Consider the following 26555-nt stretch of genomic DNA (forward strand, 5'->3'; position numbering starts at 1 on the left):
GGTTCGCGTGAGTGCCCACGACCTTCCGATCGATCTCCGACGCGCCCTCGTCGCCGCAGCGCGTACTCCGCGACTGCTGGTGGCAACCGACTACGACGGCACCCTCGCGCCGATCGTCGCCGACCCGGGGCAGGCGTATCCCCGGGCCGACGCCGTCCGCGCCCTGCGTGGACTCGCCGCTCTCCCTTCGACGTCCGCCGCGGTGATCTCCGGCCGATCGTTGAAGGATCTCGCCGCGCTGTCGCGTCTCCCCATCGAGGTGAAGCTGGTCGGCAGCCACGGTTCCGAGTTCGACATCGGTTTCATCAACGAGATCGATCCCGAAGCCAAGCAACTGCTGACCGTGCTCGTCGACGGACTCGCGTCGGTCGCCGACAAGTTCGAGGGCGTACACATCGAGACCAAGCCCGCGAGCGTCGCCCTGCATGTCCGCAACGCGTCCGCGGAAGATGCCGAGCGCGCACTCGAGATCGCGCGCGGGGACCTCGCGTTGCGTCCGGGCGTGCAGGTCACCGAAGGCAAGTCGGTGATCGAGTTGTCCGTCGTGGCCACCGACAAGGGCGCGGCCCTCGACCTGATCAGGCACCAGGACGCCGCCACCGCGGCGGTCTTCTTCGGCGACGACGTCACCGACGAGAAAGCATTCGCATCACTGCACGGTCCCGACGTGGGTGTGAAGGTCGGCGACGGCGACACCGCCGCGGAGTACCGGGTCGGCACCACCGAGGACGTCAACTCGGCGCTCGCGCTTCTCCTCGAGGAGCGCCGCACGTGGTTGTCCGGTGCCAATGCCGCACCGATCGAGCGATTGACGATGCTCGCGAGCCCCCGCTCCAAGGCGCTCGTCACCCCCGACGGCACCATCACCTGGATGTGCCACCCGGAGCCGGACTCCGCCGCACTGTTCGCCCACCTGCTCGGCGGAGAACCCGCCGGCCACTTCACGATCGGCCCCACCCGCGAGTCGCTGCCGCTGAGCCAGCGCTACGTGGACTCGACGATGACTGTCGTCACCCGCTGGGCTGCCCTCGCCGTCGTCGATTACCTGCCGCACGACGTCGAGCCGGGCCGAACCGACCTCACCCGCGTGATCACCGGCCGCGCGACCGCACTGGTGACCTTCGCGCCGCGTCCCGAGTTCGGACAGGGACAGGTGACCTTGGAAGTCACGGACGACGGAATCCGGGTGATGGGTTTCAACGAGCCCTACGTTCTCCGGTCCCCCGGCGTGCGCTGGGACATCAGCACCGACGGCGCGCACCAGTCGGCGCACGCCGTCGTGGATCCCTCCCAGGGGGACGTCGTGCTCGAACTTCGGTGCGGTACAGATGATCTGAGCGAGCATCCGGTGCCCCATGAGGAGCGCCGCGCCCAGGCCGAAGCGTATTGGAGCACGTGGGCGAACAACCTGGAACTGCCGCCCCTCAAGCCCGATCTCATGAAGCGCTCGGCTCTGACCCTGCGCGGCCTCGTCCACGCGCCGACCGGGTCGATCCTCGCAGCGGCCACCACGTCGCTTCCCGAGGAGATCGGTGGGGTCCGCAACTGGGACTACCGCTACTGCTGGCTGCGGGATGCGGCGCTGACCGCACAGGCACTGGTGAGAGTCGGATCGCTCGAAGAAGCCGAGAACTACCTCGACTGGGTGCACGGGGTGCTCGAGACCCTGCCCGGACCGGAGCGACTGCATCCGCTGTACACGCTGGCAGGTGGCGCACTGCCTCCGGAAGCTGTCCTCGACAGCTTGCCGGGGTACGCCGGTTCGCGCCCCGTTCGCGTCGGCAACGCGGCGAACCAGCAGGTTCAGCTCGACGTATTCGGTCCGATCGTCGACCTGATCTCCGAACTCGCGCATCGGCGCGAGGAGCGGGGCGTGGCCCACGCGCAGGCACTCACCGACCGCGATTGGGAACTGGTCTGCGCCATGGTGCTCGCGGTCGAGCGCCGCTGGTTCGAACCGGACCACGGCATCTGGGAGATCCGCGACAACCCGCGGCACCACGTGTATTCGAAGGTCATGGGCTGGCTCACCGTCGACCGCGCACTCACCCTCGCGGAGAAGTTCGGCCGTCCCGCCGGTGAAGGCTGGGCCGAGCTTCGTCGCGAGATCGCCGAGGAGGTCAAGGAGAAGGGCTGGAACGAAGACGTCCAGTCGTACACCGCGGCGTACGACGGCACCGATCTCGACGCGGCGACGTTGTTCATCGGCCTGACCGGGCTGGTGGACCCGGACGACAAGCGATTCCACGCAACCGTGCAGGCAACCGAAGCGGAACTACGCAGCGGGTCGACGGTGTACCGGTACCGGCACGACGACGGGCTTCCCGGCACCGAAGGCGGTTTCCACCTCTGTGCGGCGTGGCTGGTCGGGGCGTATCTCCTGATCGGGCAGCGGAACGACGCCGAGGCGCTGTTCACGCAACTAGTCGCCGCTGCGGGCCCGACCGGCCTGCTCAGCGAGGAATACGATCCCGTGGCGGAACGCTCGCTCGGCAATCATCCGCAGGCCTACAGCCACATCGGGCTGTTGCGGTGTGCCCAGTTGCTGTCCGGGCCGCCGCGCTGAGAGACGGTTATTCGGCGTACCACTCGCGCTCGACGGCGCCGGAGGTCTTGCCGAACCAGAGCTGGGTATCGAGCGTCTCCAGCACCGGAACGCCGGAATGCGCCGGGGCGGCGAGCAGTAGCTCGCCGGCCCGGCGCCCCTTGTCCTTCTGGGGCTGACGCACCGTGGTGAGTCCTTCGCGCAGCGCTTCGTCGATTCCGTCGAAGCCGGTGATCGACAGATGGCCCGGCACATCGAGTCCCGTCTGGTCGGCCCACGCCAGGGCGCCGAGCGCGAGAACGTCGGTCGTGCACATCAGTGCGGTGATCCTGGGGTTGACGCTCATGATCTGCGCCGCGCCCGACAACCCGTTTTCCGAGGTGTGCGTGTAGCGCTCGACGACAGTGAGCGAGGCCGGGTCCAGCCCGCCCGCCCGCATCGCGTCCTGCACTCCGAGGATGCGCTCGCGCTGCACGTGGAATCCGCTGCTGTCGAGGGTCGACAGATCGACGACACCGTCGTGGCGCTCGCGCCCGAGTCGCATGGACACGATACCGATGTGCCGGTGGCCGAGTCCGATGAGATGTGCGGCGAGATCCCGCATCGCGCCCCGGTCGTCGATGCCCACGACAGGGGTGTGCTCGAAACCGCGCGGCTGGTCACAGGCGACGATCGGCAGATTCCGTTCGAGCACCGCGGCCAGGTACGGATCTTCGGGCGGTACGGAGTAGACGACGAACCCGTCCACCGACGACCGGTGCACGACCTGCGCGGCTTCGGTGTCGGCGCGTCCGGGACCGGCGGGGATGAGCAGCAGACCTTGTCCGGCTGCCTCGCAGGCCTCCGACAGCCCGGACAGAAATCGCATGGCGGCGGGGTCCCGGAACGAGTAGCTCAGTGCCTCGGTGAGAAGGACGCCCACAGCACCGGCCTTGCGGGTGCGCAGGGACCGCGCCATCGGATCCGGGCCGGCGTACCCACGGCGCTTGGCCACATCGAGCACACGCTGGCGTAGCTCCGCGGACAGCTGATCGGGCCGGTTGTACGCGTTCGACACCGTGGTGCGGGAGATCTTCAGTTCGGCAGCGATCGAGGCCAGCGTCGCCTGTCGGCGGGGCTGACGGGACCTGGGCATGAGGGGACCGTAGTCCTGTGGGTCTCGTCACGGCGACGCGGGGACGGCGTAATTCGCCTTCCCGACCCGCTAAAGTGGAACGGTAACGATTACCAATAACGATTGGGCGTGCCTCCGGGGCCGTTCGTCGACTCTCGATTCAGGAGAAGACCACAGTGCGTTTGTCCTCCCGTACCGCGCTCGCGGCCGCCGCCGTGGCTTGCGTGACCACCTTGGCCGCGTGCGGGTCCGCCACCACCGGATCCGATGACGAGGACACCCTGCGCGTAGTCGCCTCCACCAACGTGTGGGGCTCCGTCGCCCAGGCCGTGGCCGGCGACCGTATCGAGGTCGAGTCCCTCATCACCGAACCGTCGGCCGACCCGCATTCCTACGAGGCGAGCCCGCTCGACGCCGCGGCGATCAGCGACGCGTCGCTCGTCGTCTACAACGGTGGTGGATACGACCGGTTCGTCGAGGACATCCTCGAGTCCGGTAGCGGCGACCCCGCGACCGTCGAGGCGTTCGCGCTCTTCGAATCCGGCGAAGGATCCGATCTGCACGCCGGCCACGACCACGAGGACACCCACGACACCGCGGGTACCCACGACGCCGGTACCGACGACACAGCGGGCAGAACGGGTCACTCGCACGACGGGCACGACCACAGCGGTGTCAACGAGCACGTCTGGTACGACCTCGCGACCGCCGATGCGGTCGCGCACGCCGTCGCCGATCGCCTTGCGGAACTCGATCCGGAGGGTGCCGCCACCTACGAAGCCAATGCTGCGGCGTTCCACGACAATCTGCACGCCGTCGCCGATCGCGTGGCCTCGATCGCCGAAGCGCATCCCGACGCCCCGATCGCGCAGACCGAATCCATCGCGACTTACCTGGCGACCGCGGCCGGACTCCGCGACGAGGTACCCGCAGACTTCGCGAATGCGATCGAGAACGGCACCGATCCGTCGCCCGCCGCCATCGCGGCCACCCGGCAATTGCTCCTCGACAAGCAGGTCCGCGCACTGCTGTACAACCCGCAGACCGAGGACAAGGTGAGCCGTGAGATGCGCGCGGCAGCAGAGGCGTCGGGTATTCCTGTCGTCGAAGTTTCCGAAACCCTGCCCGACGGTGTCGACTACATTCAGTGGCAGACCAGGGCAGCCGAGGCGCTCGCTTCCGCACTCGACACCGAATCCTGACCACACGCTCGAGAACACGGACTCCGGTGAATTCTTCGACACCCGACCGCGCCCACGCGGTCGAACTCCGCGGCGCGCGGCTGGCATTCGGCGATCGTGTGCTCTGGGACGATCTCGATCTCACCATCGAACCGGGTGAGTTCGTGGCCGTCCTCGGACCGAACGGGGCGGGCAAGACCTCCCTGCTGAAAGTCCTCCTCGGCCAGTTGCCGCTCAGCGGCGGAACCGCGACCATCGCGGGATCGCCGGTGCGTGCCGGTAATTCGCATCTGGGCTACGTGCCGCAGCAGAAGACCCTCGACGAGGGTGTCCCCCTGCGCGGGCGCGACCTGGTGGGTCTCGGCGTAGACGGTCACCGCTGGGGCACCGGGATCCGTTTCTGGAAGCAGCGGAAAGTCGCGGTGGACGCGGCACTCGCCCAGGTAGGAGCCGAGGCATACGCCGGGGCTCCCATCGGCGCCCTGTCGGGAGGCGAGCAACAACGTCTGCGTATCGCGCAGGCGCTGGTCGGCGATCCCCACGTCCTGCTGTGCGACGAGCCGTTGCTCAGCCTCGACCTCGCCAACCAGCACCTCGTCTCGTCGCTCATCGACCGGCGCCGTCGCGATCACAACACTGCCGTCCTGTTCGTCACGCACGAAATCAATCCGATCCTCCCTCTCGTCGATCGCGTGCTCTATCTCGTGGACGGTCAGTTCCGCATCGGGACGCCCTCCGAAGTCATGACCTCGGAGGTTCTTTCGGAGCTCTACCGCACCGACGTGGAGGTCCTCGAGGTGCGTGGGCGCCTCGTCGTCATCGGTACCGGGGACGCCATCGACGCGCTCGGCAGCGCCGGCGGTCTGCGTCCCGGCGAGGGCGTTCACCATCACGAACACGAGGACGACGCATGAGCAGCAAGTTCACCGACGCCATGGGACGGCTGTTCGACTTCGACACCACCGCCGACCTCCTGCAGTACGACTTCGTCCAGCAGGCCCTCGTCGCCGGTGCCATCCTCGGTCTCCTCGCCGGGATCATCGGCCCGTTGATCATCAGCCGGCAGATGGCGTTCTCGGTGCACGGCACCTCCGAGTTGTCCCTGACCGGTGCGGCCGCCGCTCTGCTTCTCGGCGTCTCCGTCGGGCTCGGGGCCGTGGTGGGCGCGGTGATCGCCGCGATCCTGTTCGGCATCCTGGGAACCCGCGCGCGCGAACGAGACTCCGTGATCGGTGTGGTCATGGCGTTCGGCCTCGGACTGGCCGTGCTGCTGCTCTGGGCGTACGACGGCCGCACCGGCGCGGCGTTCTCACTGCTGACCGGTCAGATCGTGGCGCCGGGAGGAACGGGCATCACTCTGCTCGCGACGTGCGCGGTCGTAGTCATCGGCACCCTGATCTTCATCTACCGTCCGCTGCTGTTCGCGAGCACCGACCCCGAAGTCGCCGCCGCGCGAGGCGTGCCGGTCCGGGCGCTGTCGATCGTCTTCGCCGTGCTCGTCGGAGTCACCGCGGCCCTCGGCGTGCAGATCGTCGGCGCCCTGCTCGTGATGGCGCTGCTCATCACACCGGCCGCTGCCGCCTCCCGAGTCGTGAGCGGACCACTCGCCGCAACCGTGCTGTCGGTGATCTTCGCGGAGATCGCCGCGGTGGGAGGAATCCTCCTCGCGCTCGCGCCCGGAGTCCCCGTGTCCAGCTTCATCACGACCATCGCGTTCGTCATCTACCTGGTGTGCCGGATTGTCGGGTCCTCGCGCAGGCGGCGGGGCGTCGGCCGCACTCCGTCCGCGAGCACCGTCCGGCACTGACGACCCGGTAGCGGACAATCGTCCGATGCGGTCCCGTAACAAGATTCTGCACGCCACCGTCGAACTGATCGGGGAGGTCGGCTTCGAAGGCGTGACCATCGCCGGCGCGGCACACGCTGCCGGGGTGTCCCGGCAGACCGTGTACTCGATCTTCGGGTCCCGGGAAGAACTTGTGTCCCAGGCCGTCGCGGGAGTGGCGGTGGAGGCACTCGCGGGGATCCACACGCGTCTCCGACATATCGCAACCCCCGCCGACTACGTCGTCGAACTCATCGTCGCGAGCCGGACCGTCGTGCGCGACAACGCCATCCTGGCCGCGTTGCTGCGCTCCGAAGGAGAGAACCCGGTGTTCGACAACGGCATGGTCGCGCGGGCAAAGCCGGTCGCGCGCACCCTGTTCGCGCCGCTCGTTACCCGGCACCCCGAGGTGGAATCACAACTCGAGGACATCATCGAGATCTCGCTCTTTCTGGGGTTGTCCGTAGTGCTGTTCGACGACGAAGCGGTGCACTCCGACGACGAACTCAGACGCTTCCTGACCCGGTGGCTCGGGCCGGCGCTGTCACATACCCGGCCCGAAGCAGGACCGGGATCTTGACACTATGGCCCCAGAGTGTCTAGTTTTGCGACGCCTCCGGGGCCGGCTGTCCGAAGACCCCCGAGGCCGACGCAACCATCCGGGGGGATCACTTGCCGCACGTCACACGCCGGGCTTTTCTCGCCGGAGCCGCAGTCGCCGGATTGTCGCTCGCGGGAACCGGAGTCGCCCCGGCCGCACTCGGCATCGCAGCGCGCGTGAACAGGGTCCCTCTCACGCGGGAAGAACACCGCGTCGTCGTCGGATCCGGGTTCGGAGGTGGCGTGACGGCGCTACGGCTCGCACAGGCCGGCGTGCGCGTCACCGTCCTCGAACGCGGAATACGGTGGCCGACCGGATCGAATTCGACGACCTTTCCGCGAATCGACGCACCCGACAAGCGGATTCTGTGGCACCGGTCGAATCCCGAACTGTTCGGCCGCACGCATGTGTTCGAGCCGTACACCGGTCTCGTCGAGGCGGTCGCCGGTGAGAACATGACTGCCCTGTGCGCAGCCGGCGTCGGGGGCGGGTCGCTCCTGTATCAGGGGATGTCGTTGCAGCCCAGCGAGTCCGTGTTCGAAGCGAACCTCCCGAACGATCTCGACTGGGCCACCCTGGACCGCGTGCACTATCCGCGAGTCGCGCACATGCTGAAGCTTGCCGTCGCACCCGACGAACTGGTGGCGAGCCCTCACTACAAGACCTCCCGGATCTTCGCCGAGCGCGTCACACGAGCGGGCCTACCACTCGACAAGATCCCGATGCCGATCGACTGGGACTACGCACTGGCCGAACTTCGCGGCGAGATGCGGCCGTCGTACACCGACGGGTCCGGCGCACTGGGTGTCAACAACGGTGGCAAGCATTCGGTCGATGTCACCTACATCGCCGCAGCCGAGCAGACCGGCCTGGTGACGGTGGAGACGCTCCACGAGGTAACCGACGTCGCGCGCGCCGCCGACGGGCGATGGACCGTGCACGTCGACCGGATCGACACCACCGGCGCGGTGGTCGAGAACAAGATCCTCACCACCGACGCCCTCGTACTGTCCGCGGGCAGTCTCAACACGACCCGCCTTCTCGTGCGCGCATCGGCGCACGGCCGGATCACCGACATGCCCGACGAACTCGGCGGCGGGTGGGGGTCGAACGCGGACCGCATCTACCTCTGGACCAGTCTGGAAGACAGCTTCGGCGCAGTGCAGGGCGGCCCGGTCGTGTACGGCAGCAAGAACTGGGACGACCCGAACAACGCGTTCACCGTCATCCAGGCGTCCATCCCCTCCGCGTACGGACTCGACACCCGCAGCACGGTCATGGTCGGTTTCGGCGTCAGCGCGGGCCGAGGACATTTCGTCTACGACTCCGGCCGCGACGATGCGATTCTGCGGTGGCCCACAGACGGCGACGCAGCCATCCAGAACGATCACATCGATCCTGCCGCCCGCAAGATTGCCGGGCCGAACGACATCCTGACGGACACGAACACCGTTGTCCCGTCCACCTGGCACCCCCTCGGCGGAGCGAGTATGGGAACCGTCTGCGATCTCGACGGGCGGGTGCTCGGGCAGCGCGGCCTGTATGTACTCGACGGGGCACTCATGCCCGGCAACACGGCGGCCTGCAACCCGTCGATGACGATCGCCGCAGTTGTCGAGCGAGCCCTCGACGACATCGTCGCGCGCGACGTGGGCGTCGTCTTCTGACAGCACTTCCGCTCGAAAGAGCATCGCGGGAGAGCGCGGGCCGGTTGCGGCCCCACCGGCCCTAGACTTGTCTCGTGCCTCGCATCGACCTCAACAGCGACCTCGGTGAAAGCTACGGCCAGTGGCGGCTCGGCGACGACGAGACGATGCTCGGACTCGTCTCGAGCGCGAACATCGCCTGCGGGTTCCATGCGGGCGACCCCTCGACGTTGCTCGACACCTGCCGGGCCGCCGCAGAACGCGACGTGCGGATCGGCGCGCAGGTGGGATATCAGGATCTCGCCGGCTTCGGCCGGAGGTTCATCGATGTGACGCCGGCCGAACTCACCGCCGAAGTGATCTACCAGATCGGCGCTCTGGAGGGACTCGCGCGGGTTGCGGGTTCGTCCGTCAGTTACGTCAAACCGCACGGCGCGCTGTACAACGCGGTGGTGCACCATCGCGAGCAGGCTCGTGCGGTGGTCGCTGCGGTGTGCGCGTACGACGACTCGCTGCCGGTTCTCGGCCTGCCGGGGTCGGTGCTTCTCGACGAGGCCGAACGCGCGGGACTGCCGGTGGTCAGCGAGGCGTTCGCCGATCGCGCGTACACACCCGAGGGCACACTCGTCTCCCGGCACGAACCCGATGCGATCCTCCACGACCCGGACACGGTGGCGCGACGCGTGCTGCGCATGGTGACGGAAGGTGTGGTGACGGCACTCGACGGCAGTGACGTGCCCGTCACCGCTCGGTCGGTGTGCATTCACGGCGACTCCCCCGGCGCCACCGCGATGGCAATTGCCGTACGTGCTCTGCTCGACGCCGAGAGCATCGGTATCGAAGCATTCGTGTGAGGGACGATCGATGAGGATCCTGCCGAACGGAGACGCCGCGCTGCTCGCCGAGTTCGCATCGCTCGACGACGTGCTCGCGCACTACCGGGCGCTCGACGCAGACCGGCCGCACGGCGTCGTCGACCTCGTTCCCGCCGCCCGTACGGTGCTGGTTCGCTTCGAACCCCGGGAGATTCGCGGAGACACCGTGCGCCGATGGATCGCCGAGACCCCACCTGTAGATGCGGACACCCTCGTCGCCGACGAGATCGTGATCGATGTCCGGTACGACGGCCCCGATCTCACGGAGGTCGGAGAGAGGACCGGACTGGGTGCGGACGGCGTGATCTCGGCACACACGGACCGGGCCTGGACCGTCGCCTTCGGCGGGTTCGCTCCCGGATTCGCGTACCTCACCGGAGGTGACGATCGTCTGCAGGTTCCCCGGCGCGAGTCGCCGCGTGTCGCGGTTCCGGCCGGAGCCGTGGGGCTGGCCGGCGAGTTCTCCGGGATCTACCCCCGGCAGTCACCGGGAGGATGGCAGCTGATCGGGACGACCGATGCCGAACTGTGGCAACCGGATCGGATCCCTGCTGCGTTACTCCGCCCCGGTGTCCGCGTCCGGTTCCGGCCGGTGCGGCATCCGCTGGTGACAGAGTCGTCGGCGCCCGACATCCGACGCACGGATGGGTGACGGCGCCGTGCGCGAGACTGGGGCGGTGGCGTGGTTCGAGGTTGTCTCCCCCGGCGTTCTCACGACAGTCCAGGATCGCGGTCGCCCCGGCCACGGCGGAACCGGACTGACCACGTCCGGCGCTGCCGACCGGACGGCGCACGATGCGGCGAACCGGTTGGTGGGCAACCACCCCGGCGCCGCCACCCTCGAGGTCACGGCCGGCGGGCTCGTCGTGCGGAGCGTCGGCGCGATGATCGTGGCGGTGACCGGGGCGCGTGCCGAGGTCACCGTGAACGAGCGGCCCCGGGGTGACTGGTCGCGGATTCACCTGAGCAACGACGATGTGCTGGCGATCCGGCCACCGTCGATCGGACTGCGGTCCTACCTGGCTGTCCGCGGAGGCATCGATGTTCCCGAGGTGCTCGGGAGCCGGGCCACCGACACGCTGTCGAACACCGGTCCCGCGCCCGTTCGGGCAGGTGATCGTCTACCGGTGGGCGCACTCGCCGACGCCCTGCCTGTCGAAGAACAGTTCCCCCCGCCCGCCGACCTGGGCGATCCGGTGGAACTGGGGGTGCGCCTCGGCCCGCGCGACGACTGGTTCACGCCGGCCTCCGTGCGCGCCCTGCTGCGGGAACGCTGGACGGTGACGCCCCGGCTCGACCGGATCGGCATCAGGCTGCGGGGCACCGGACCGCTCCACCGGTCGCGGCGAGCCGAACTTCCGAGCGAGGGGATGGTTCCCGGAGCACTACAGGTACCCCCCGAGGGGCATCCGGTGCTGTTCCTCGCCGACCATCCCGTCACGGGTGGATACCCGGTGATCGCAGTGGTGGCACGCGCCGATCTCCCCCTCGCAGCACAGTTGCGGCCGGGCCACCGGGTGCGGTTCTCCGTCACCCGGTAGCCCGGCCGCATGCTGTGTCGTCTGCGACGTCACTCGGAGAGAGGCGACAGCCTGCCGTCGATCATTTCCAGTACGCGATCGCAGTGCACGAGCACGTCGTGGTCGTGCGTGACCATGATCGTGGCGACCCCGGCACTATGGGTCTCGTCCGCCAGAAGCTGCACGACGTCGTGGCTCCGAGCACGGTCCAGCGCCGCGGTGGGCTCGTCGACGAGCAACACGGCGGGTTCGGTGACCAGGGCGCGAGCGATACCCACGCGCTGACGTTCGCCACCGGACAGCTGGCCCGGACGCTTGTTCGCGCGGTGGGTCATGCCGACGGATTCGAGGAGCTCGTGGGGGTCACGCCCGGGCCGTCCCGTGATCGTCGACATCAATCGCAGCTGGTCGAGCGCGGTCAGTGCCGGCAGCAGATTCGAGGACTGGAACACGAACCCGATTTGATTGCGGCGGATTTCGGCGAGCTGACGACGCGGTGTGGCGGTCAGGTCGACGTCCCGCAGCACAACCGTGCCGGTGGTGGGATGAATCAGTCCTCCGGCCACGGCCAGGAGACTGGATTTGCCCGCGCCGGACGGACCGACGATCGCGACCAGTTCGCCGGGGGCAACTTCGAGGTTCACGTCGTCGAGTGCGGTGACGGTGCTGTCGCCGTCGCCGAACTGCAGGCCGACATTCCGCAGGCTCAGGCCCGTGGTGGTGGTGAGGGCGCTCATCGATTCTCTCCCAGTGCCGTCAGGGGGTTGATACGGGTGATTCGCACGATCGCGAGTCCGGCCCCGATGAGGCCGAGCACGATCAGCAACAGTGCGCCTTGCAGAATCGGGCCCGTTTGGAGCGAGAACGGCATGCCCGTTCCTTCGAGTCCGGAGCCGAGGCCGAGGCCGACGAGGACACCGAAGGCGACGGACACGACGAGAATCAGGGCTGCCTGGATGATGCTGTCGCGCATCAGATATCCGGTGGACGCACCCATCGCGCGGAGGACCGCGAGTTCACGCAGCCGCTGGACGGTCCAGATGCTGAAGAACGCACCGACGACCAGTGCCGAAATCGCGTAGAGGAACGCGATGATCATGGACATCGTCATCGTCTCCGCGGAGTAACCCGGGGAGGAGTCGAACGACTCCTCGACGGTCTTGCTCGCAGTGCCTGCTGCGGCGTCACCGGCGGCCAGGTCGGGAAGGGAGCCGTCCGTTCCCTGGATCGCGACGACACTCGCCTCCGTGTACGCCCGCGGTTCGGTGGCGGCGCCTTCGAGCGTGCCCGCGTTGATTTCCTGCCAGGTTGCCAGCGGCACGTACGCGATGTCGACGTGGCCGAAGGTGCGCTTGTCCTCCGTGAACCCGACGACGGTCATTTCCGTCCCGAGCCGGTCGACCGTCACGGTGTCGCCGACAGCGACACCTTCGTCACGAGCGGTCTCGCTGAGGATGATGTCTCTCGGCCCGCTCAGCTGTGTGCCTTCGCCTGCGGTGGGCTCGAGGAAGGAGCCCGGCACAATGCCGAAGAGTGTCAGGTCGATCGCCATGCCGCCGCCGGTGTGCGCGTTGACGATGGCGTTGCCCATCAGCTCGGCGTGCTCGACGCCGGGCTGGGCAGCCCATGCCGCCGCCTGCTCTTCGGTGACGACGGACCGCGAGAATGCGGAGTCCGTCTTCGTGCCCTCCTGGAAGGCGAACGCCTGGGCGGGCGTCCGCTGAAGGCCCGAGACTCCGTCGTCGACGAGTCCGGAGGACAGGCCCGAGAGGATGACCATCAGAACCGAGATCAGGGCGATGACGGATGCCATCAGCAGAACACGTGTACGCGCGAACACCAGTTCACGCACTGCAAGAAACATAGGGGCTCCTGGAAAGGATCGCTCAGGCGAAGGCACCTGGGATGAGGTAGGCGGGCACGGGACTCACTTCTCCGATTTCAACAGAGGATGAGTTGCGTTACCACTAAGGTTTACCTACGACAATGGGGTAGTTTCCCGACCTCGAAACGCGCCAGAAACCGCCCTCTACCTGCGCTTATCACTGATCTTGCCGGCGGCCGGCCAGGCCTGAAATTTGATGACGACATGTCGTCAACATCATGGTTCGAGACGCGCTCGGGCCCCCCGAAGGCATCCGAGCCGACGCACTTTCGGCGCGCTCGATCCGCCGGGGTGTACCCTTCGATCGGTCACAAGTCCCCGATCCGATCCCGGAGCAATACGTGCCTATCCTGAACGCCGGGCACACCGTGGCCGAGCACAAATCCGCCACTCGCACTCGCATCCTCAGCGCTTTCGCCGAGGTGCTGGCCCGCGAGGGATGGGACGGCGCATCGGTCAAAGCCGTCGCCGCGCAAGCCGGCCTGACCCGCACGGTGATCTACAACTACTACGCCGACAAATCCGAGATGCTCCTCGCGTGGTCCGCCCATGAAATCGAGCGGTTTCTCGATCTGCTCACGCGCAAGCTCGCCGGGATGGACGATCCCCGCGACATGCTCGAGACCGTCGTCGAGCTGGTTCTCCTCGAATTCGCCGGGCCCCACCCCGTGACACCGCCCGTGATGAGCCTGATCCCGAATGCGACCAAGCTGGAGTTCACCTCGCAACTCAACGAACTCGAGGACGTGGTCTACCGGATCCTCGTCGAAGGCGAGAAGTCGGGAGTGTTCCGGCTGATCGACGCACGGTCCGCGAGCCGGTGCATCCTGGGCTGCCTGGACCCCCACCGCCAGGTGCTGGCCGACGGCGGGCCGGTCGACGAGGTGATCTCGATGGTGGTTCCGTTCGTGATGGGGGCCGTGGGCGCCCTCGACCGTGACCCGCACGCCGAACCCGGCTGTGCGGCGATCTGCGACGCGGGCGAGGAGAACCTGTCGTCCGAGTCCTGATCGGAGACGGCTCTCAGGCGTCCGATCGAGCCTGGGAACCGGGTTCCCCCGAGATCTCCGGATTCGTGACACGCCGTACGAACTCGATCGTCTGAGCGAGGGCGCGGCGTGCGGGAGGCGAGACGCCGGGCAGGCTGAGGTACCCGTGGACTGCGTTCTCGTACTCCGTCAGGGTCACGTCGCCGCCCTTCTCGCGCAGCGCATCCGCATAGAACACGCCGTTGTCGCGCAGCGGATCGTGCCCGGCGACCTGGATGAGCGCAGGAATCGTGGCGCCGGCGAGACTGCCGCGCAACGGTGCCGCCGTGGGCGCGTACGGATCTGCGCCGTCGAGGTACAAGCGGACGAACGCGCGCATACCGCGGGAGGTCAGGACGGGCGCATCGGCGTGCTCGCGCTCGGAGGGAAATACCTCTTCCATCTCGGTGCCCGGATAGACGAGCACCTGTCCGACCAGTGCGGAGAGGCCGGACTGCGCGGCGAGATCCGCGACGACCGCGGCGAGATTGCCGCCGGCACTGTCCCCGGCCACCACCACCCTCGTCCCGTCCACGCCGAGTTCGGCAGCATGCTCGACCACCCACAGCAGAGACGACCAGCAGTCGAATACCGCCGCAGGGTACGGGTTTTCGGGCGCAAGCCGGTAATCGACAGACACGACGACGCACGGAGACTCCGCAGCCATGTGGCTCGCCCACCACTCGTCCTGCTCGGGCTCACCGAGCACCCAGCCTCCGCCGTGGAAGAGCACTACGGCAGGGAGAGGACCGGGCGCCGAACCCGACGGCCGGTAGATGCGCAGGCGCAACGTAACAGACTCGGTGGCGGATTCGAGTCCGGCGATCTCGGCGGGCTGCAACTCGACCGTGCGGTCGACGATGTGCGCGGCGCGGTGTGGCCGGCCGGCGACCCATCGCCCGACGCGCGAGGACAACAGCTTCGTCCGGCGTGCGCGTCGCGCGGGGACCGCCTCGGGCGGTTCGTCCGCGATGGACGCGCCGGTGAGGCCCTCCACGAGGGCGAACAGCTTGGTGCGGAACGGGAGCGGAGCGGCCACGGCCGCAACACTAGAGGACCGCGGTCGCTTCCGGAACGGTGGCGCGCTCCGAGCGGTGGAGCGCACTGAGGCACAGACCTTGCACGGGACGGGTGGCCTCGGACCGGAAACGGCCGCCTACCTGCGCGACACTCTGGACGACGTTGTCACGCACCGTGATCCATTCCTCTTCTCCCGAACTCGACTGAACCGAGACGACGCCGTCGACGACATGGTCGAACGTGAAGTGCGACAACACCTCCGGGAACCGGTCGCGGCGTCCCCTCAGCACCCGCCGCATACGGGCACGCGGCGACAGGAACGAATCGATCAGATAGGCGAGCCATTCGGCGTGCCGGAAGAAGTGCTCGTCGCCGTCCCACACCAGAGCCGATCCGTCGTCCGTGGGAGTCCACTGGCACCACGACATCGGACGACCCCGCGTCGGCAGACCGTCCCGTCCCGCATTGTGCGGCCCGCTCGCGGGACCGGCGAAGGCGCGAAGGAACTCGATCTCACCGGCGTTCAGAGGCGGTGAAACCTCGAACCGACCGTCGAATCGAGCGCTGTACATACGGTGCCTCCCCACGTCGACTGTTGTGCTTCTTTACCCCGTCCGGCGGGCTTCCACACCGATCCGGGGCAGACAATCCGGCCAATCGAGACATCACCCTCGTCACAAATGTGAATCTCTGTTAACTTTCTCGCGACATCGGTGGCGGAGACAGAGGTGGCGACGTGTTGCGTCGGATAACGGCAGCAGTCATGGGTACAGCGATCGTGGCAGCGGGCACGATCATGGGAAGCGGCGTCGCATCCGCCGAAGACACTGGGGCTCAGCAGTACCCGCTCGCGCCGACATTTCTCGACGGCATCGGAATGGAACTCGCGAACCCGGGAGGGTCGGCGCCCGGCTCCAACGACTGGTCGTGTGAGCCCTCCGACGAGCACCCCGACCCGGTGATCCTCGTACACGGAACAGCCGCTAATCGACAGGACAACTGGGCCTACCTGTCACCACTGCTTGCAAACGAGGGCTACTGCGTCTTCGCGCTCACATACGGCAACTATCCCGACCTGCCGTGGCCGCTGAACGCATTCGGCGGCCTGAAACCCATGGAACAGAGCGCCGCCGAGTTGTCGGTGTTCGTCGACGAGGTGCTGGAGGCGACCGGGGCCGAGAAAGTCGCCCTCGTCGGCCATTCGCAAGGCACCCTCATGCCCACGTACTACCTCAACCGTCTCGGCGGCAACACCAAGGTCCGGGACCACATCTCCCTCGCGCCGCTGTGGGACGGCAGCCACGCGTTCCTGCTCGAAGCCACCTTCTCGTTGTTCGGCCAGGCCGGTCTGCGTGACGAACTCGAACAACTCGTCGCGACCGTGGGCTGCGGGGCATGCCCGCAGGTGCTCGCCGGCTCCCAGTGGTTCCGGGATCTGCACGCCGACGGCGTCTACGCGCCCGAGGTCCGGTACACCAACATCATCACGCGATACGACGAACTGGTGCTTCCGCACACCAGCGGCTACCGGGAAGCCGGCAACGCCACGAACTTCGTGCTGCAGGACCACTGCGAGGCGGACTGGGCCGAACACGTCGCCATCGTCAACGACCCCGTGGCGGCAGCGGTCGTCCTCAACGCCCTCGACCCGGACAACCCGCGCCCGGTGCCGTGCGTATCGGTGCCGCCGTTCACGGGATGGTCACCCACCGCACCCTCGCCGTAGAAACGACCGCGACCGCCGTGGTAGCGGCGGTCGCGGTGTCGAAGCCGGGTGACGCTACGCGCGGCGCTGCCGGGCGATGTCGGCGAGCACGACGCCCGCAGCCACCGACGCGTTGAGCGATTCCACATCGCCTGCCATCGGGATCGACAACACGGCGTCACAGGTTTCGCGGACCAGACGCGACAAGCCCTTACCCTCGGAGCCGACCACCACGACCACCGGATCGGTGCCGTCGAACTCGTCGAGCGTGGTGTCTCCGCCGGCGTCGAGACCGACGACACGCACACCCTGCGCCTGCCAGTCCTTGAGCGTGCGGGTCAGGTTGGTGGCGCGCGCGACGGGCAGTCGTGCTGCCGCGCCCGCACTGGTCCGCCATGCCACGGCGGTCACCGACGCCGAACGCCGCTGCGGGATGACCACGCCGTGTCCGCCGAACGCCGCGACCGAGCGGATGACGGCACCGAGGTTGCGCGGATCCGAGATGTTGTCGAGCGCGACCAGCAGCGGCCGCTCATGGAGTTCTTTCGCGCGGGTGATCAGGTCGTCGGGATGCACGTACCGATACGGCGGCACCTGGAGACCCACGCCCTGGTGCATTCCGTTGGTGGACAGCCGGTCGAGTTCCGCGCGCGACACCTCGAGGATCGAGATGCCCATGTCGGCGGCCCGCTGCACGGCTTCCTTGAGTCGCTCGTCCGCTTCGGCTCCGACCGCGACGTACAGAGCGGTCGCGGGAACCTCGGCACGCAGGCATTCGACGACGGGGTTGCGGCCCAGCACCATCTCCGGCCCGTCCTCGGGCTTGCGGCCCGCCGGACGCCGACCGCCACCACGGGAGGTATCGGTCGCCTTCGCGGCAGCACGGGATCGCCGTGCGGCGGCGTGGTACGGACGATCCTCGGCCTTGGGTGTCGCACCGCGCGGTTCCAGACCACGACGGCGCTGACCGCCGGAGCCGACGACCTGCCCCTTCTTGGTTCCGCCCTTACGAATTGCGCCGCGGCGCTGGGAATTGCCTGCCATCACTGTCCTGCTTTCAGAGACCACTCGGGTCCGTTCGGCGTATCGGTCACTTCGATACCTGCCGCTGTCAACCGGTCGCGCACCTCGTCGGCGATCGCCCAGTTCTTGTCTGCTCGCGCATTCTGCCTGCGGATGAGATCCGCGGAGACGAGCACGTCGAGCGCTTCCAGAGCCGCCGATCGGTCGGCGGTGGAGTCACTCCAGTGTGCATCGAGTGGGTCCACTCCGAGAATTCCGAGCATCGCGCGCACCTGCGACGCGATCCGGACGGCCTCATCGAGATCACCGTTGTCGAGTGCCTTGTTGCCCTCGCTGCGCCGGCCGTGGATCTCGGCGAGCGCCTTGGGCACACCGAGATCGTCGTCGAGTGCCTGCGCGAATTCGTCCGTCCACGTACCGACCGGAACCTCGCCCGCACGATCGCGGGTCTTGAGCACGAACGATTCGAGACCCCGGTAGGCGGCGGCCGCTTCCTGGAGCGCTGCCTCGGAGTACTCGAGCATCGAACGGTAGTGCGCACTGCCGAGGTAGTACCGCAATTCCTGGGGCCGGACCTTGGTGAGCACGTTCGGGACCGAGAGCACGTTGCCGAGCGACTTGGACATCTTCTCGCCGCCCATGGTCACCCAGCCGTTGTGCAGCCAGTACCGGGCGAAGCCGTCGCCTGCCGCCCGAGCCTGAGCGATTTCGTTCTCGTGGTGGGGAAAGACAAGATCCATTCCGCCGCAATGAATGTCGAAGGTGCCACCGAGATAGAACGTAGCCATCGCAGAGCATTCGAGGTGCCATCCGGGACGGCCGCGCCCCCACGGAGTGGGCCACGAGGGCTCACCCGGCTTCGCCGCCTTCCACAGAGTGAAGTCGCGAGGGTCGCGCTTGCCGAGCCCGGCGCTCTCACCCTGGTGCACGTCGTCGAGCTTGTGCCCGGACAGCGACCCGTACTCGGGATAGCTCTTCACGTCGAAGTAGACGTTGCCGTCGGAGGGGTACGCGTGGCCCGCCGCGATGAGTCGTTCCATGAGGTCGACCATCTGCGTGACGTGCCCGGTGGCGCGTGGCTCGATAGACGGCGGAAGGACACCGAGCGCGTCGTAGGCCCGGTTGAACGCGCGCTCGAAGGTCGCCGCCCATTCCCACCACGGACGGCCGGCTTCCGCGGCCTTGCGGAGGATCTTGTCCTCGATGTCTGTGACGTTTCTCACAAACGCGACGTCGAGGCCCTGGGCTGTCAGCCACCTGCGGAGAACATCGAAGGCGACACCACTGCGCACATGGCCGATGTGGGGTTCGCCTTGAACGGTGGCACCACACAGGTACACCGAGGCATGGCCGGGGACGAGCGGCACGAATTCCCGCACATCCCGCGTTTCGGTGTCGTAAAGGCGCAAGGTCACGACCGTCGATCCTACCGGTCGTCGCTCTGCTGCAGGACGAGCGCGGTGGCGATCGCCGCCACACCCTCGCCTCGTCCGGTCAATCCCAGACCGTCCGTGGTCGTCGCAGACACCGACACGGGAGCGCCCAGGACGTCGGACAGCACGCGCTGCGCCTCGTCGCGTCGCGGCCCGATCTTCGGACGGTTACCCACCACCTGGACCGCCGCGTTGCCGATCGTCCATCCCGCCTCCGTCAGGAGCCTGCGCACCTCGGCGAGCATGGCCGCGCCCGATGCGCCCGCCATCTCCGGACGGTCGGTACCGAAGACTGTTCCCAGGTCGCCGAGACCGGCCGCGGACAGCAGCGCGTCGCACAGGGCGTGCGCGGCGACGTCACCGTCCGAGTGGCCCGAGCATCCGTCGGCGTCCTCGAACAGCAGTCCGGCCATCCAGCACGGCCGACCCGCCTCGACGGGATGCACGTCCGTTCCGATTCCGACACGCACGACGGTTCAGCGCTCCTCTGCGGTTCGAACCCCGGCCGTGAGCAGTGCTCGCGCAAGGACCAGGTCCAAGGGGGTAGTGATCTTGAAGGCGAGTGGATCGCCCGCGACGGTGTCGACTCGTTCCCCGAGCCGCTCGACGAGTCCGGCGTCGTCGGTGGCATCACCGACGTCGGTGTTCGCGCGGGCAAGGAGTGCGACGTCGAAACCCTGCGGTGTCTGTACCGCGCGCAGGGTCGCGCGGTCGGGTGTTCCGGTGACAGCGCCTTCGGCATCGACGCTCTTGATGGTGTCCGTGACGGGGAGCACCGGTATCACCGCGTCGCTTCCGCGTCGCAGTTCCGCGACCACCCGCGTGAACATCTCGGGCGGGGTGAGTACCCGGGCCGCATCGTGCACGAGCACGAATCGCGCGTCGCCCGCGCAGGCGAGCCCGGCACGCACCGAATCGGCGCGTTCGGCACCTCCTGCGACGACGAGCACCCGTTTCGAAAACGGGGGCCGTACCAGTTCGGCCGGCGGGGTCGCGGCAAGTTCCGGCGGCACGACGACAACCACGCGGTCGACCTCGCCGGAGTCGAGCATGGCTTCGACCGCTCGATCGAGCATGGTCCGGCCATCCAGTTCGACGAACGCCTTGGGCAGTTCTTCGCCCAGACGAACGCCGCGGCCGGCCGCCGGAATGATTCCGACGACCGGCCCGTTGCGATCGTTCACTTGCTGTGTTCGGGGTTCTTCACGCGGCTCGCCACTCAGGACGCGGCTGCGAGAACCTCGTCGAGCATGCTCGCGGCGCGGACGTCGTCCGTGCCCTCCGCGAGAGCGAGCTCGCCCACCAGGATCTGACGAGCCTTGGCCAGCATTCGCTTCTCACCTGCGGAAAGGCCGCGGTCCTGCTCCCGGCGCCACAGGTCGCGGACAACTTCCGCGACCTTGTTGACGTCGCCGGAGGCCAACTTCTCGAGGTTGGCCTTGTACCGCCGCGACCAGTTGGTCGGCTCTTCGGTGTGCGGCGCGCGCAACACCTGAAAAACCTTGTCGAGGCCCTCTTGTCCAACAACGTCGCGAACTCCGACGTACTCTGCGTTATCTGCAGGAACTCGCACTGTGAGGTCGCCCTGCGCGACTTTCAGAACCAGATATTCCTTCTGCTCACCCTTGATGGTGCGCGTTTCGATAGCTTCGATCAGCGCCGCACCGTGGTGGGGGTATACGACGGTGTCTCCGACCTTGAAAATCATGTGTCCCGTGCCCCTTTCGATTCACCGAGTTTAACACGTGACTACCCCGTCCTCCCATCAACGGTGCAGGTCAGGGGCATCGATACGTGAGCGCAGGGGTTGACAGGCAGTCGGTTCCGTGCTTTATGTGACGTGTGTCACCCTTAGGGAGTGGGCATGTCCGGGCTTTCGGGGGCGACACCAAAAGTTACGAGTTCCGGCCCCGCCGTACACAGGTCGCTCGCTGACTACTACTCTGCCTAGTGGATTGCGAGCCTTACTCGATGGAGGAACCCGTGACTGCTCTCAAAGCGCCGACTCGGCGAGTCGTGACCGCCCTCGCCCTGGCGGCCGGAGCGACGCTCACGCTGTCGGCATGCGGTGCCGGCCAGATCAGCCAGACCGCCATTCAGGTCGCGGCGATCAACGGCAACAACGCCGAGGTCGGATCTATCGCGCTGCGCAACGTGCACGTGATCTACCCGAACTCCGAGGAGTACAGCATCGAACCGGGTGGCACCGCACTGCTCGGTTTCACGGTGGTGAACCTCGATACCTACACCCCGGACGTCCTCACCGACATCTCCACCGAGTTCGCGTCGTCCGTGAATGCGGAAGAGATCGAGATCGCGCCCCAGTCGTCGGTGATCGCCGGTGAGTCCACCGAGACCGCCCGCCTCGACGAGTCGCCGCAGCCGGCGCAGACCCAGGAGACCCCGCCCGACGCGCCGAGCATCGCGACCGTCGAACTGGTCGGCCTGAACGAACTCGTCCGTCCGGGACTGACGGTTCCGGTGACCTTCTCCTTCGCCGAGGCCGGTGACATCACCGTCTCCGTGCCGATCGACGCAGGACCGATCACCCCGCGCGACGAGTCCGACATGTCGCCGATTGTCGGCGAGGCACACTAGCCGCACCCAGACTCCGAAAAGACCCCGGTCGAGCACTGCCGACCGGGGTCTTTTCTGTCGGGGCGGGCCACTATCCTCCGGCAGTGGTCAAAACCAAGTCGCTCTACCGCTGTTCCGACTGCGCGCACACCGTCGGGAAATGGGTCGGCCGATGCCCGGAATGCGGAACATGGGGGTCGATGGACGAGGCCCTTCCGCAACCCACGGCCGTCGCTGCGCGTGCCGGGACCACCCTCGCCCGCGCCGGCGCTGCCGCGGTGCTGCCGTCCACCCCGGCCACCCCGCTGTCCCGGATCGACGGAAAAGCCACCTACGCGAAGTCCACGGGTGTCGACGAACTCGACCGCGTCCTCGGCGGCGGAATAGTTCCCGGTTCGGTCGTGCTGCTCGCGGGAGAACCCGGCGTCGGCAAGTCGACGCTGCTCCTGGAAGTGGTCCATCGGTGGGCCCAGCGCGGCAGCGACGAGCGCGCGCTCTACGTCACCGGCGAGGAATCGGCGGGGCAGGTACGGCTGCGCGCCGACCGGACCGGGGCGGTGCACGACCGCGTGTACCTCGCGGCCGAGTCCGACCTCGCCACAATCTTCGGGCACGTCGAGCAGGTACGCCCCACGCTGCTGGTCGTCGACTCGGTACAGACGATGCTCGCCGCCGACGTCGACGGTGTCACCGGCGGCGTCACGCAGGTGCGCGCGGTGACGAGTGCCCTCACCACACTCGCCAAGTCCAGCGGTGTGCCCGTGCTCCTGATCGGCCACGTCACGAAGGACGGCGCCGTCGCCGGTCCCAGGTCCCTCGAGCACCTCGTCGACGTGGTGCTGCACTTCGAAGGCGACAAGCACTCGACGCTCCGAATGGTGCGCGGAGTGAAGAACCGATTCGGCGCCGCCGACGAAGTGGGCTGTTTCGAACTCACCGAGAGCGGCATCGTCGGCGTCAGCGATCCGTCCGGCCTGTTCCTCCAGCACCGCGACGAAGCGGTACCGGGCACAGCGGTCACCGTCACCATGGACGGGAAGCGGCCGCTGCTCGGCGAGGTGCAGGCGCTCGTGGTGCCCACCCACAACCCGTCGCCACGCCGCGCCGTGAGCGGGCTCGACTCGGCCCGGGTGGCGATGGTGCTTGCCGTGCTGGAGCGTCGCTGCGGGCTGGGCAAGCTCGGCAACTGCGACGTCTATGCCTCGACGGTGGGCGGCATGCGGATCACCGATCCGTCCGCCGACCTCGCGCTGGCTCTCGCGGTCGCGTCGGCCGTCCGGGATCAACCGGTGCCCGCCGGCACCGTGCTGCTCGGAGAAGTCGGCCTGGCAGGTGAAGTGCGCCGCGTCGCCGGCGCGGGTCGCCGGCTCGCCGAGGCGAACCGGCTGGGATTCACCCGCGGAGTGGTCCCGCGCGGCGTCGAAGGTGTCCCGAAGGGGATGAAAGCCACCGAGGTGACGAACGTGGGACAGGCATTGTCGACGCTGTCGCGCTGAGAACGGCGATCCTGTCGGGCGTCCGTGCGAACATATGTTCGTGTCCGGTGAAGCCACGATCCTCCATGCCGATCTCGACGCGTTCTACGCGTCGGTCGAGCAGCGCGACGATCCGTGGCTGAGGGGGAAACCGATCGTCGTCGGTGGCGGCGTGGTGCTGGCCGCCAGTTACGAGGCGAAGGCCTACGGCATCAAGACCGCGATGTCGGGACGCGCCGCGCGAGCGCTGTGCCCCGGGGTGATCTCCGTTCCGCCCCGCATGGAGGCGTACGCCCGGGCGTCGCGCGATGTGTTCGCGGTGTTCGACGACACGACCCCGATCGTCGAGGGCATCTCGATCGACGAGGCGTTCCTCGACGTGTCGGGGGTACGCCGCATCTCGGGTGAGCCCCTCGAGATCGCGGCGCGGTTGCGGCGCAGAGTGGCCGACGAGGTGGGGCTGCCCATCACCGTGGGCATCGCTCGGACGAAGTTTCTCGCCAAGGTTGCCAGCGGAGTCGCGAAACCCGACGGCCTGTTGCGTGTCCCGCCGGACGCCGAACTCGATTTCCTCCACCCGCTGCCGGTCGAACGACTCTGGGGCGTCGGGAAGGTCACCGCCGCGAAACTGCACGCCCACGGGCTCCGCAAGGTCGGCGACATCGCGCAGCACTCCGAATCCGACCTGGTGGCGCTCCTCGGCGCCGCAGCCGGGCGCCATCTGCACGCACTCGCCGTCGGTCACGATCCACGCCCTGTCCGGCATCGCGGACGCAGTTCGATGGGCGCGCAGCATGCCCTGGGCCGCGGGCCGCACAGCGACGAGTCCGTGGAGGCGACGCTGCAACTACTCGTCGACCGGGTGTGCCGCCGTATGAGGCGGGCACACCGTCTCGGCCGCACCGTGGTGTTGCGACTGCGGTTCGCCGACTACGCGCGGGCCACACGGTCGTACACGCTCGGCAGCCCGACCGCCCGCACCGACCTGATCGGCGACACCGCCCGCGAATTGCTCTCGGCAGCCCGACCGCTGATCGCCGAGCGAGGAGTAACCCTGGTGGGCATCGCCGTCACCAACCTCGACGGGGAAGGCACCGAGCAGCTCGAGTTGCCGTTCGATCAGGACGTACCGCCCGGCCCCCGACGCGAATGCCCGGTCTCCGGCGAGGAGCCGGGCCGCGTCACGCACTCACCGATCGACCGGCACGCGCTCGACTCCGTGCTCGACGACCTTCACGGAAGATTCGGCGCGGGTTCGGTCACGTCGGCGACACTGCTCGGCCGCGACCATCGCCCGGGCGTGCCGCTGCTACCCGATACGCAGTGACCGAGCACCGAGCCCGGCACGCATCAGACCGCGGAGATGTCCTGGTCGTTGCCGGGCAGTCCGTCGGCGAAATCCTTCCCCTTGGCGAAATGCTCGTGGCCCACGACGATGAACAACCCGTAGGACGACCCCACGATCACATCGGGATCTGCCAGCGGCCCCTCGACGATCCGGGCCTCCGAGCGCGTGTAGACCTTGCGGCGGACCGTGCCCTCCACCCGGGCCCGCAACTCGAGTACCGCACCGAGCGGGATGGGACGCGCGAAGTCGATGCCCAGATGGGCTGTGACCACAGCCGAGCGCAGTGCGGCGTTGCAGGCCATGCCCTGCGCCTCGTCGAACGCGGTCATCAGGATGCCGCCGTGGATGAAGCCCGGACCGCCCTGGTAGCGCTTGGCGACCTCGAACCGTCCGATCACCTCGAGTCCCTCCCCGGTGGTGAACTCCATTCCGAGGCCGGTGGGCTGATCGTCTCCGCATCCGAAGCACTTGGACCAGTGCTGGGGCACAGGAGCGCCCGGGCCGGGGTGGTCGGCCGGAGGCTCGGGAAGAACGACGTCGTCGGGCAAGGTCCAGGTACTGCTCATGAACAAGTAATGTAGTTGCGCGGTCACGGGAGCCTTTTTCTTCCCTCCCTGGAATGTGACCACGACCGCAGGATCCGGACACGGAAGGAATCTGCCACATGACCGAGTCGGCGCGGTCCGCGACGCTCAGCGACACCATCGCCCGACTCGCCCCCGGCACCGCCCTGCGCGACGGGCTCGAACGCATTCTGCGCGGCCGCACGGGCGGACTGATCGTTCTCGGTTTCGACGAGAAGGTCGCGGCGCTGTGCGACGGCGGCTTCGAACTGGACGTGGAATTCGCACCGACCCGGATGCGCGAGCTGTCGAAGATGGACGGCGCCGTCGTGGTCTCGACCGACGGCACCCGGATCGTCCGCGCCAACGTCCAGCTCGTTCCCGATCCGAGCATCCCCACCGTGGAGTCCGGTACCCGCCACCGGGCCGCGGAGCGCACAGCCATCGAAACCGGTTATCCCGTCGTGTCGGTGAGCCAGTCGATGAGCATCGTGAGTGTGTACGTCGCGGGACGCCGGCACGTGATCAACGACTCGGCGACGATACTTTCGCGCGCCAACCAGGCCGTGTCCACGCTCGAGCGCTACAAGGCGCGGCTCGACGACGTCACCCGGCAGCTGTCGGTGGTGGAGATCGAAGACATCGTCACGCTGCGCGACGCGCTCACGGTGGCGCAGCGGCTCGAGATGATGCATCGCCTGTCGGTGGAGATCGAACAGGACGTGCTCGAACTCGGTACCGACGGCCGCCAATTGGCACTGCAGCTCGAAGAACTGGTCGGCGACAATCAATTGGCCCGGCAGCTCATCGTCCGCGACTATCTGTCGGGTGACGAGCCACCGTCGACGCGGGGTGTGGAGCAGGCACTCGATCGCCTCGCCGGCCTCAGCGACACGGACCTGCTGGACCTGACCACGCTCTCGAGAGCGTTCGGCTATCCCGACACCATCGAAGCGCTCGATGCGCCGATGAGTCCCCGCGGATACCGGGTGCTGCACCGCGTGCCGCGCCTGCAATCCCAGCAGATTCATCGGCTTGTCGCCGCATTCGGCACGTTGCAGGGTCTGCTCGCGGCCACCGCGGCGGATCTGCAGGCCGTCGACGGCATCGGCGCGCTCTGGGCGCGCTACATCCGGGAGGGACTGTCACGGCTGGCCGAATCGGCCATCAACCATTACGACTGACGCTGCG

The 26555-nt window shown here is 67.8% G+C and carries 26 protein-coding genes; 15 read left to right on the plus strand and 11 right to left on the minus strand.

Annotated elements, in window-relative coordinates:
- The first annotated feature begins 7 nt into the window (after positions 1-7).
- Entirely contained in the window at positions 8-2566 is a 2559-nt protein-coding gene (gene otsB, locus HF877_RS18985; RefSeq protein ID WP_169622757.1) for a trehalose-phosphatase, read from the plus strand.
- Positions 2567-2573: 7 nt separating this feature from the next.
- Here otsB and HF877_RS18990 read toward each other — a convergent pair whose 3' ends face one another.
- Positions 2574-3680 carry a substrate-binding domain-containing protein gene (locus HF877_RS18990; RefSeq protein ID WP_169622758.1) on the minus strand — a complete coding sequence of 369 codons (1107 nt, stop codon included), beginning with the start codon at positions 3678-3680 and terminating at the stop codon, positions 2574-2576.
- A 203-nt stretch (positions 3681-3883) separates the two neighbouring features.
- Here HF877_RS18990 and HF877_RS18995 point away from each other — a divergent pair, with 203 nt between their 5' ends.
- The 8 genes from HF877_RS18995 to HF877_RS19030 all read left to right on the plus strand — a co-directional run bounded on the left by HF877_RS18995 (position 3884) and on the right by HF877_RS19030 (position 11328).
- The gene (locus HF877_RS18995; protein ID WP_346765243.1) at positions 3884-4861 is read left to right on the plus strand and encodes a zinc ABC transporter substrate-binding protein; all 978 of its coding nucleotides are present in this window, start codon (positions 3884-3886) and stop codon (positions 4859-4861) included.
- Between the two features lie 26 nt (positions 4862-4887).
- A complete protein-coding gene (locus HF877_RS19000) occupies positions 4888-5754 on the plus strand; it encodes a metal ABC transporter ATP-binding protein (protein ID WP_169622760.1) in 867 nt (288 codons plus the stop codon).
- Positions 5751-6647: a metal ABC transporter permease gene (locus HF877_RS19005; RefSeq protein WP_169622761.1), complete on the plus strand. Its 897-nt coding sequence runs from the start codon at positions 5751-5753 to the stop codon at positions 6645-6647. Before HF877_RS19000 ends, HF877_RS19005 begins: the two co-directional genes overlap by 4 nt.
- A gap of 25 nt (positions 6648-6672) precedes the next feature.
- Entirely contained in the window at positions 6673-7245 is a 573-nt protein-coding gene (locus HF877_RS19010; protein ID WP_169622762.1) for a TetR/AcrR family transcriptional regulator, read from the plus strand.
- 92 nt (positions 7246-7337) lie between these two features.
- Positions 7338-8933, plus strand: a complete 1596-nt coding sequence (locus HF877_RS19015; RefSeq protein ID WP_169622763.1) for a GMC oxidoreductase — start codon at positions 7338-7340, stop codon at positions 8931-8933.
- 74 nt (positions 8934-9007) lie between these two features.
- Positions 9008-9766 carry a 5-oxoprolinase subunit PxpA gene (locus HF877_RS19020; RefSeq protein ID WP_169622764.1) on the plus strand — a complete coding sequence of 253 codons (759 nt, stop codon included), beginning with the start codon at positions 9008-9010 and terminating at the stop codon, positions 9764-9766.
- Between the two features lie 10 nt (positions 9767-9776).
- Complete coding sequence (locus tag HF877_RS19025; protein ID WP_169622765.1) at positions 9777-10439, plus strand: allophanate hydrolase subunit 1; 663 nt, start codon at positions 9777-9779, stop codon at positions 10437-10439.
- A gap of 25 nt (positions 10440-10464) precedes the next feature.
- The gene (locus HF877_RS19030) at positions 10465-11328 is read left to right on the plus strand and encodes a biotin-dependent carboxyltransferase family protein (protein WP_296551627.1); all 864 of its coding nucleotides are present in this window, start codon (positions 10465-10467) and stop codon (positions 11326-11328) included.
- A 29-nt stretch (positions 11329-11357) separates the two neighbouring features.
- Here the strand turns inward: HF877_RS19030 and HF877_RS19035 are convergent, their stop codons facing one another.
- Positions 11358-12044 (minus strand): ABC transporter ATP-binding protein, encoded by a 687-nt coding sequence (locus HF877_RS19035; protein WP_169622767.1) that lies wholly within the window; start codon positions 12042-12044, stop codon positions 11358-11360.
- Positions 12041-13171 carry an ABC transporter permease gene (locus HF877_RS19040; RefSeq protein WP_206037361.1) on the minus strand — a complete coding sequence of 377 codons (1131 nt, stop codon included), beginning with the start codon at positions 13169-13171 and terminating at the stop codon, positions 12041-12043. The genes HF877_RS19035 and HF877_RS19040 overlap by 4 nt, the downstream gene beginning before the upstream one ends.
- Before the next feature lie 362 nt (positions 13172-13533).
- Here HF877_RS19040 and HF877_RS19045 point away from each other — a divergent pair, with 362 nt between their 5' ends.
- Positions 13534-14202: a TetR/AcrR family transcriptional regulator gene (locus tag HF877_RS19045; protein ID WP_169622768.1), complete on the plus strand. Its 669-nt coding sequence runs from the start codon at positions 13534-13536 to the stop codon at positions 14200-14202.
- Between the two features lie 13 nt (positions 14203-14215).
- Here HF877_RS19045 and HF877_RS19050 read toward each other — a convergent pair whose 3' ends face one another.
- Positions 14216-15259, minus strand: coding sequence for an alpha/beta hydrolase (locus HF877_RS19050; RefSeq protein ID WP_169622769.1), 1044 nt, complete (start codon positions 15257-15259; stop codon positions 14216-14218).
- Between the two features lie 10 nt (positions 15260-15269).
- The gene (locus HF877_RS19055; protein WP_240952728.1) at positions 15270-15812 is read right to left on the minus strand and encodes a hypothetical protein; all 543 of its coding nucleotides are present in this window, start codon (positions 15810-15812) and stop codon (positions 15270-15272) included.
- Between the two features lie 191 nt (positions 15813-16003).
- Between HF877_RS19055 and HF877_RS19060 the strand changes: the two genes are divergently transcribed.
- Positions 16004-16966, plus strand: a complete 963-nt coding sequence (locus tag HF877_RS19060) for an alpha/beta fold hydrolase (RefSeq protein WP_169622770.1) — start codon at positions 16004-16006, stop codon at positions 16964-16966.
- A gap of 54 nt (positions 16967-17020) precedes the next feature.
- On the opposite strand, the gene rlmB is transcribed toward HF877_RS19060, so the two are convergent.
- Genes rlmB through HF877_RS19085 form a run of 5 tightly spaced genes read right to left on the minus strand, consistent with a single transcriptional unit; the run spans position 17021 to position 21109 of the window.
- The gene (gene rlmB, locus HF877_RS19065; protein WP_169622771.1) at positions 17021-17989 is read right to left on the minus strand and encodes a 23S rRNA (guanosine(2251)-2'-O)-methyltransferase RlmB; all 969 of its coding nucleotides are present in this window, start codon (positions 17987-17989) and stop codon (positions 17021-17023) included.
- Positions 17989-19383, minus strand: a complete 1395-nt coding sequence (gene cysS, locus HF877_RS19070; protein ID WP_169622772.1) for a cysteine--tRNA ligase — start codon at positions 19381-19383, stop codon at positions 17989-17991. Before cysS ends, rlmB begins: the two co-directional genes overlap by 1 nt.
- A gap of 11 nt (positions 19384-19394) precedes the next feature.
- Positions 19395-19871 (minus strand): 2-C-methyl-D-erythritol 2,4-cyclodiphosphate synthase, encoded by a 477-nt coding sequence (ispF, locus tag HF877_RS19075; protein WP_169622773.1) that lies wholly within the window; start codon positions 19869-19871, stop codon positions 19395-19397.
- A gap of 6 nt (positions 19872-19877) precedes the next feature.
- Positions 19878-20585, minus strand: a complete 708-nt coding sequence (gene ispD, locus HF877_RS19080; RefSeq protein WP_169622774.1) for a 2-C-methyl-D-erythritol 4-phosphate cytidylyltransferase — start codon at positions 20583-20585, stop codon at positions 19878-19880.
- Positions 20586-20620: 35 nt separating this feature from the next.
- On the minus strand, positions 20621-21109 hold the full coding sequence (locus HF877_RS19085) for a CarD family transcriptional regulator (RefSeq protein WP_072702544.1): 489 nt from the start codon (positions 21107-21109) through the stop codon (positions 20621-20623).
- 275 nt (positions 21110-21384) lie between these two features.
- Between HF877_RS19085 and HF877_RS19090 the strand changes: the two genes are divergently transcribed.
- From HF877_RS19090 to dinB, 3 genes are all read left to right on the plus strand, one after another.
- Positions 21385-21999: a hypothetical protein gene (locus HF877_RS19090; protein ID WP_169622775.1), complete on the plus strand. Its 615-nt coding sequence runs from the start codon at positions 21385-21387 to the stop codon at positions 21997-21999.
- Positions 22000-22082: 83 nt separating this feature from the next.
- Positions 22083-23474 carry a DNA repair protein RadA gene (gene radA / locus HF877_RS19095; protein ID WP_169622776.1) on the plus strand — a complete coding sequence of 464 codons (1392 nt, stop codon included), beginning with the start codon at positions 22083-22085 and terminating at the stop codon, positions 23472-23474.
- Positions 23475-23508: 34 nt separating this feature from the next.
- Entirely contained in the window at positions 23509-24780 is a 1272-nt protein-coding gene (gene dinB / locus HF877_RS19100) for a DNA polymerase IV (protein WP_169622777.1), read from the plus strand.
- A gap of 23 nt (positions 24781-24803) precedes the next feature.
- Here dinB and HF877_RS19105 read toward each other — a convergent pair whose 3' ends face one another.
- A complete protein-coding gene (locus HF877_RS19105) occupies positions 24804-25367 on the minus strand; it encodes a PaaI family thioesterase (protein WP_169622778.1) in 564 nt (187 codons plus the stop codon).
- A 98-nt stretch (positions 25368-25465) separates the two neighbouring features.
- Between HF877_RS19105 and disA the strand changes: the two genes are divergently transcribed.
- A complete protein-coding gene (disA, locus tag HF877_RS19110; RefSeq protein WP_169622779.1) occupies positions 25466-26548 on the plus strand; it encodes a DNA integrity scanning diadenylate cyclase DisA in 1083 nt (360 codons plus the stop codon).
- The last annotated feature ends 7 nt before the right edge of the window (positions 26549-26555 follow it).

The organism is Rhodococcus sp. BL-253-APC-6A1W, from assembly GCF_012843405.1.
In the GTDB taxonomy this organism is placed as follows: domain Bacteria; phylum Actinomycetota; class Actinomycetes; order Mycobacteriales; family Mycobacteriaceae; genus Rhodococcus.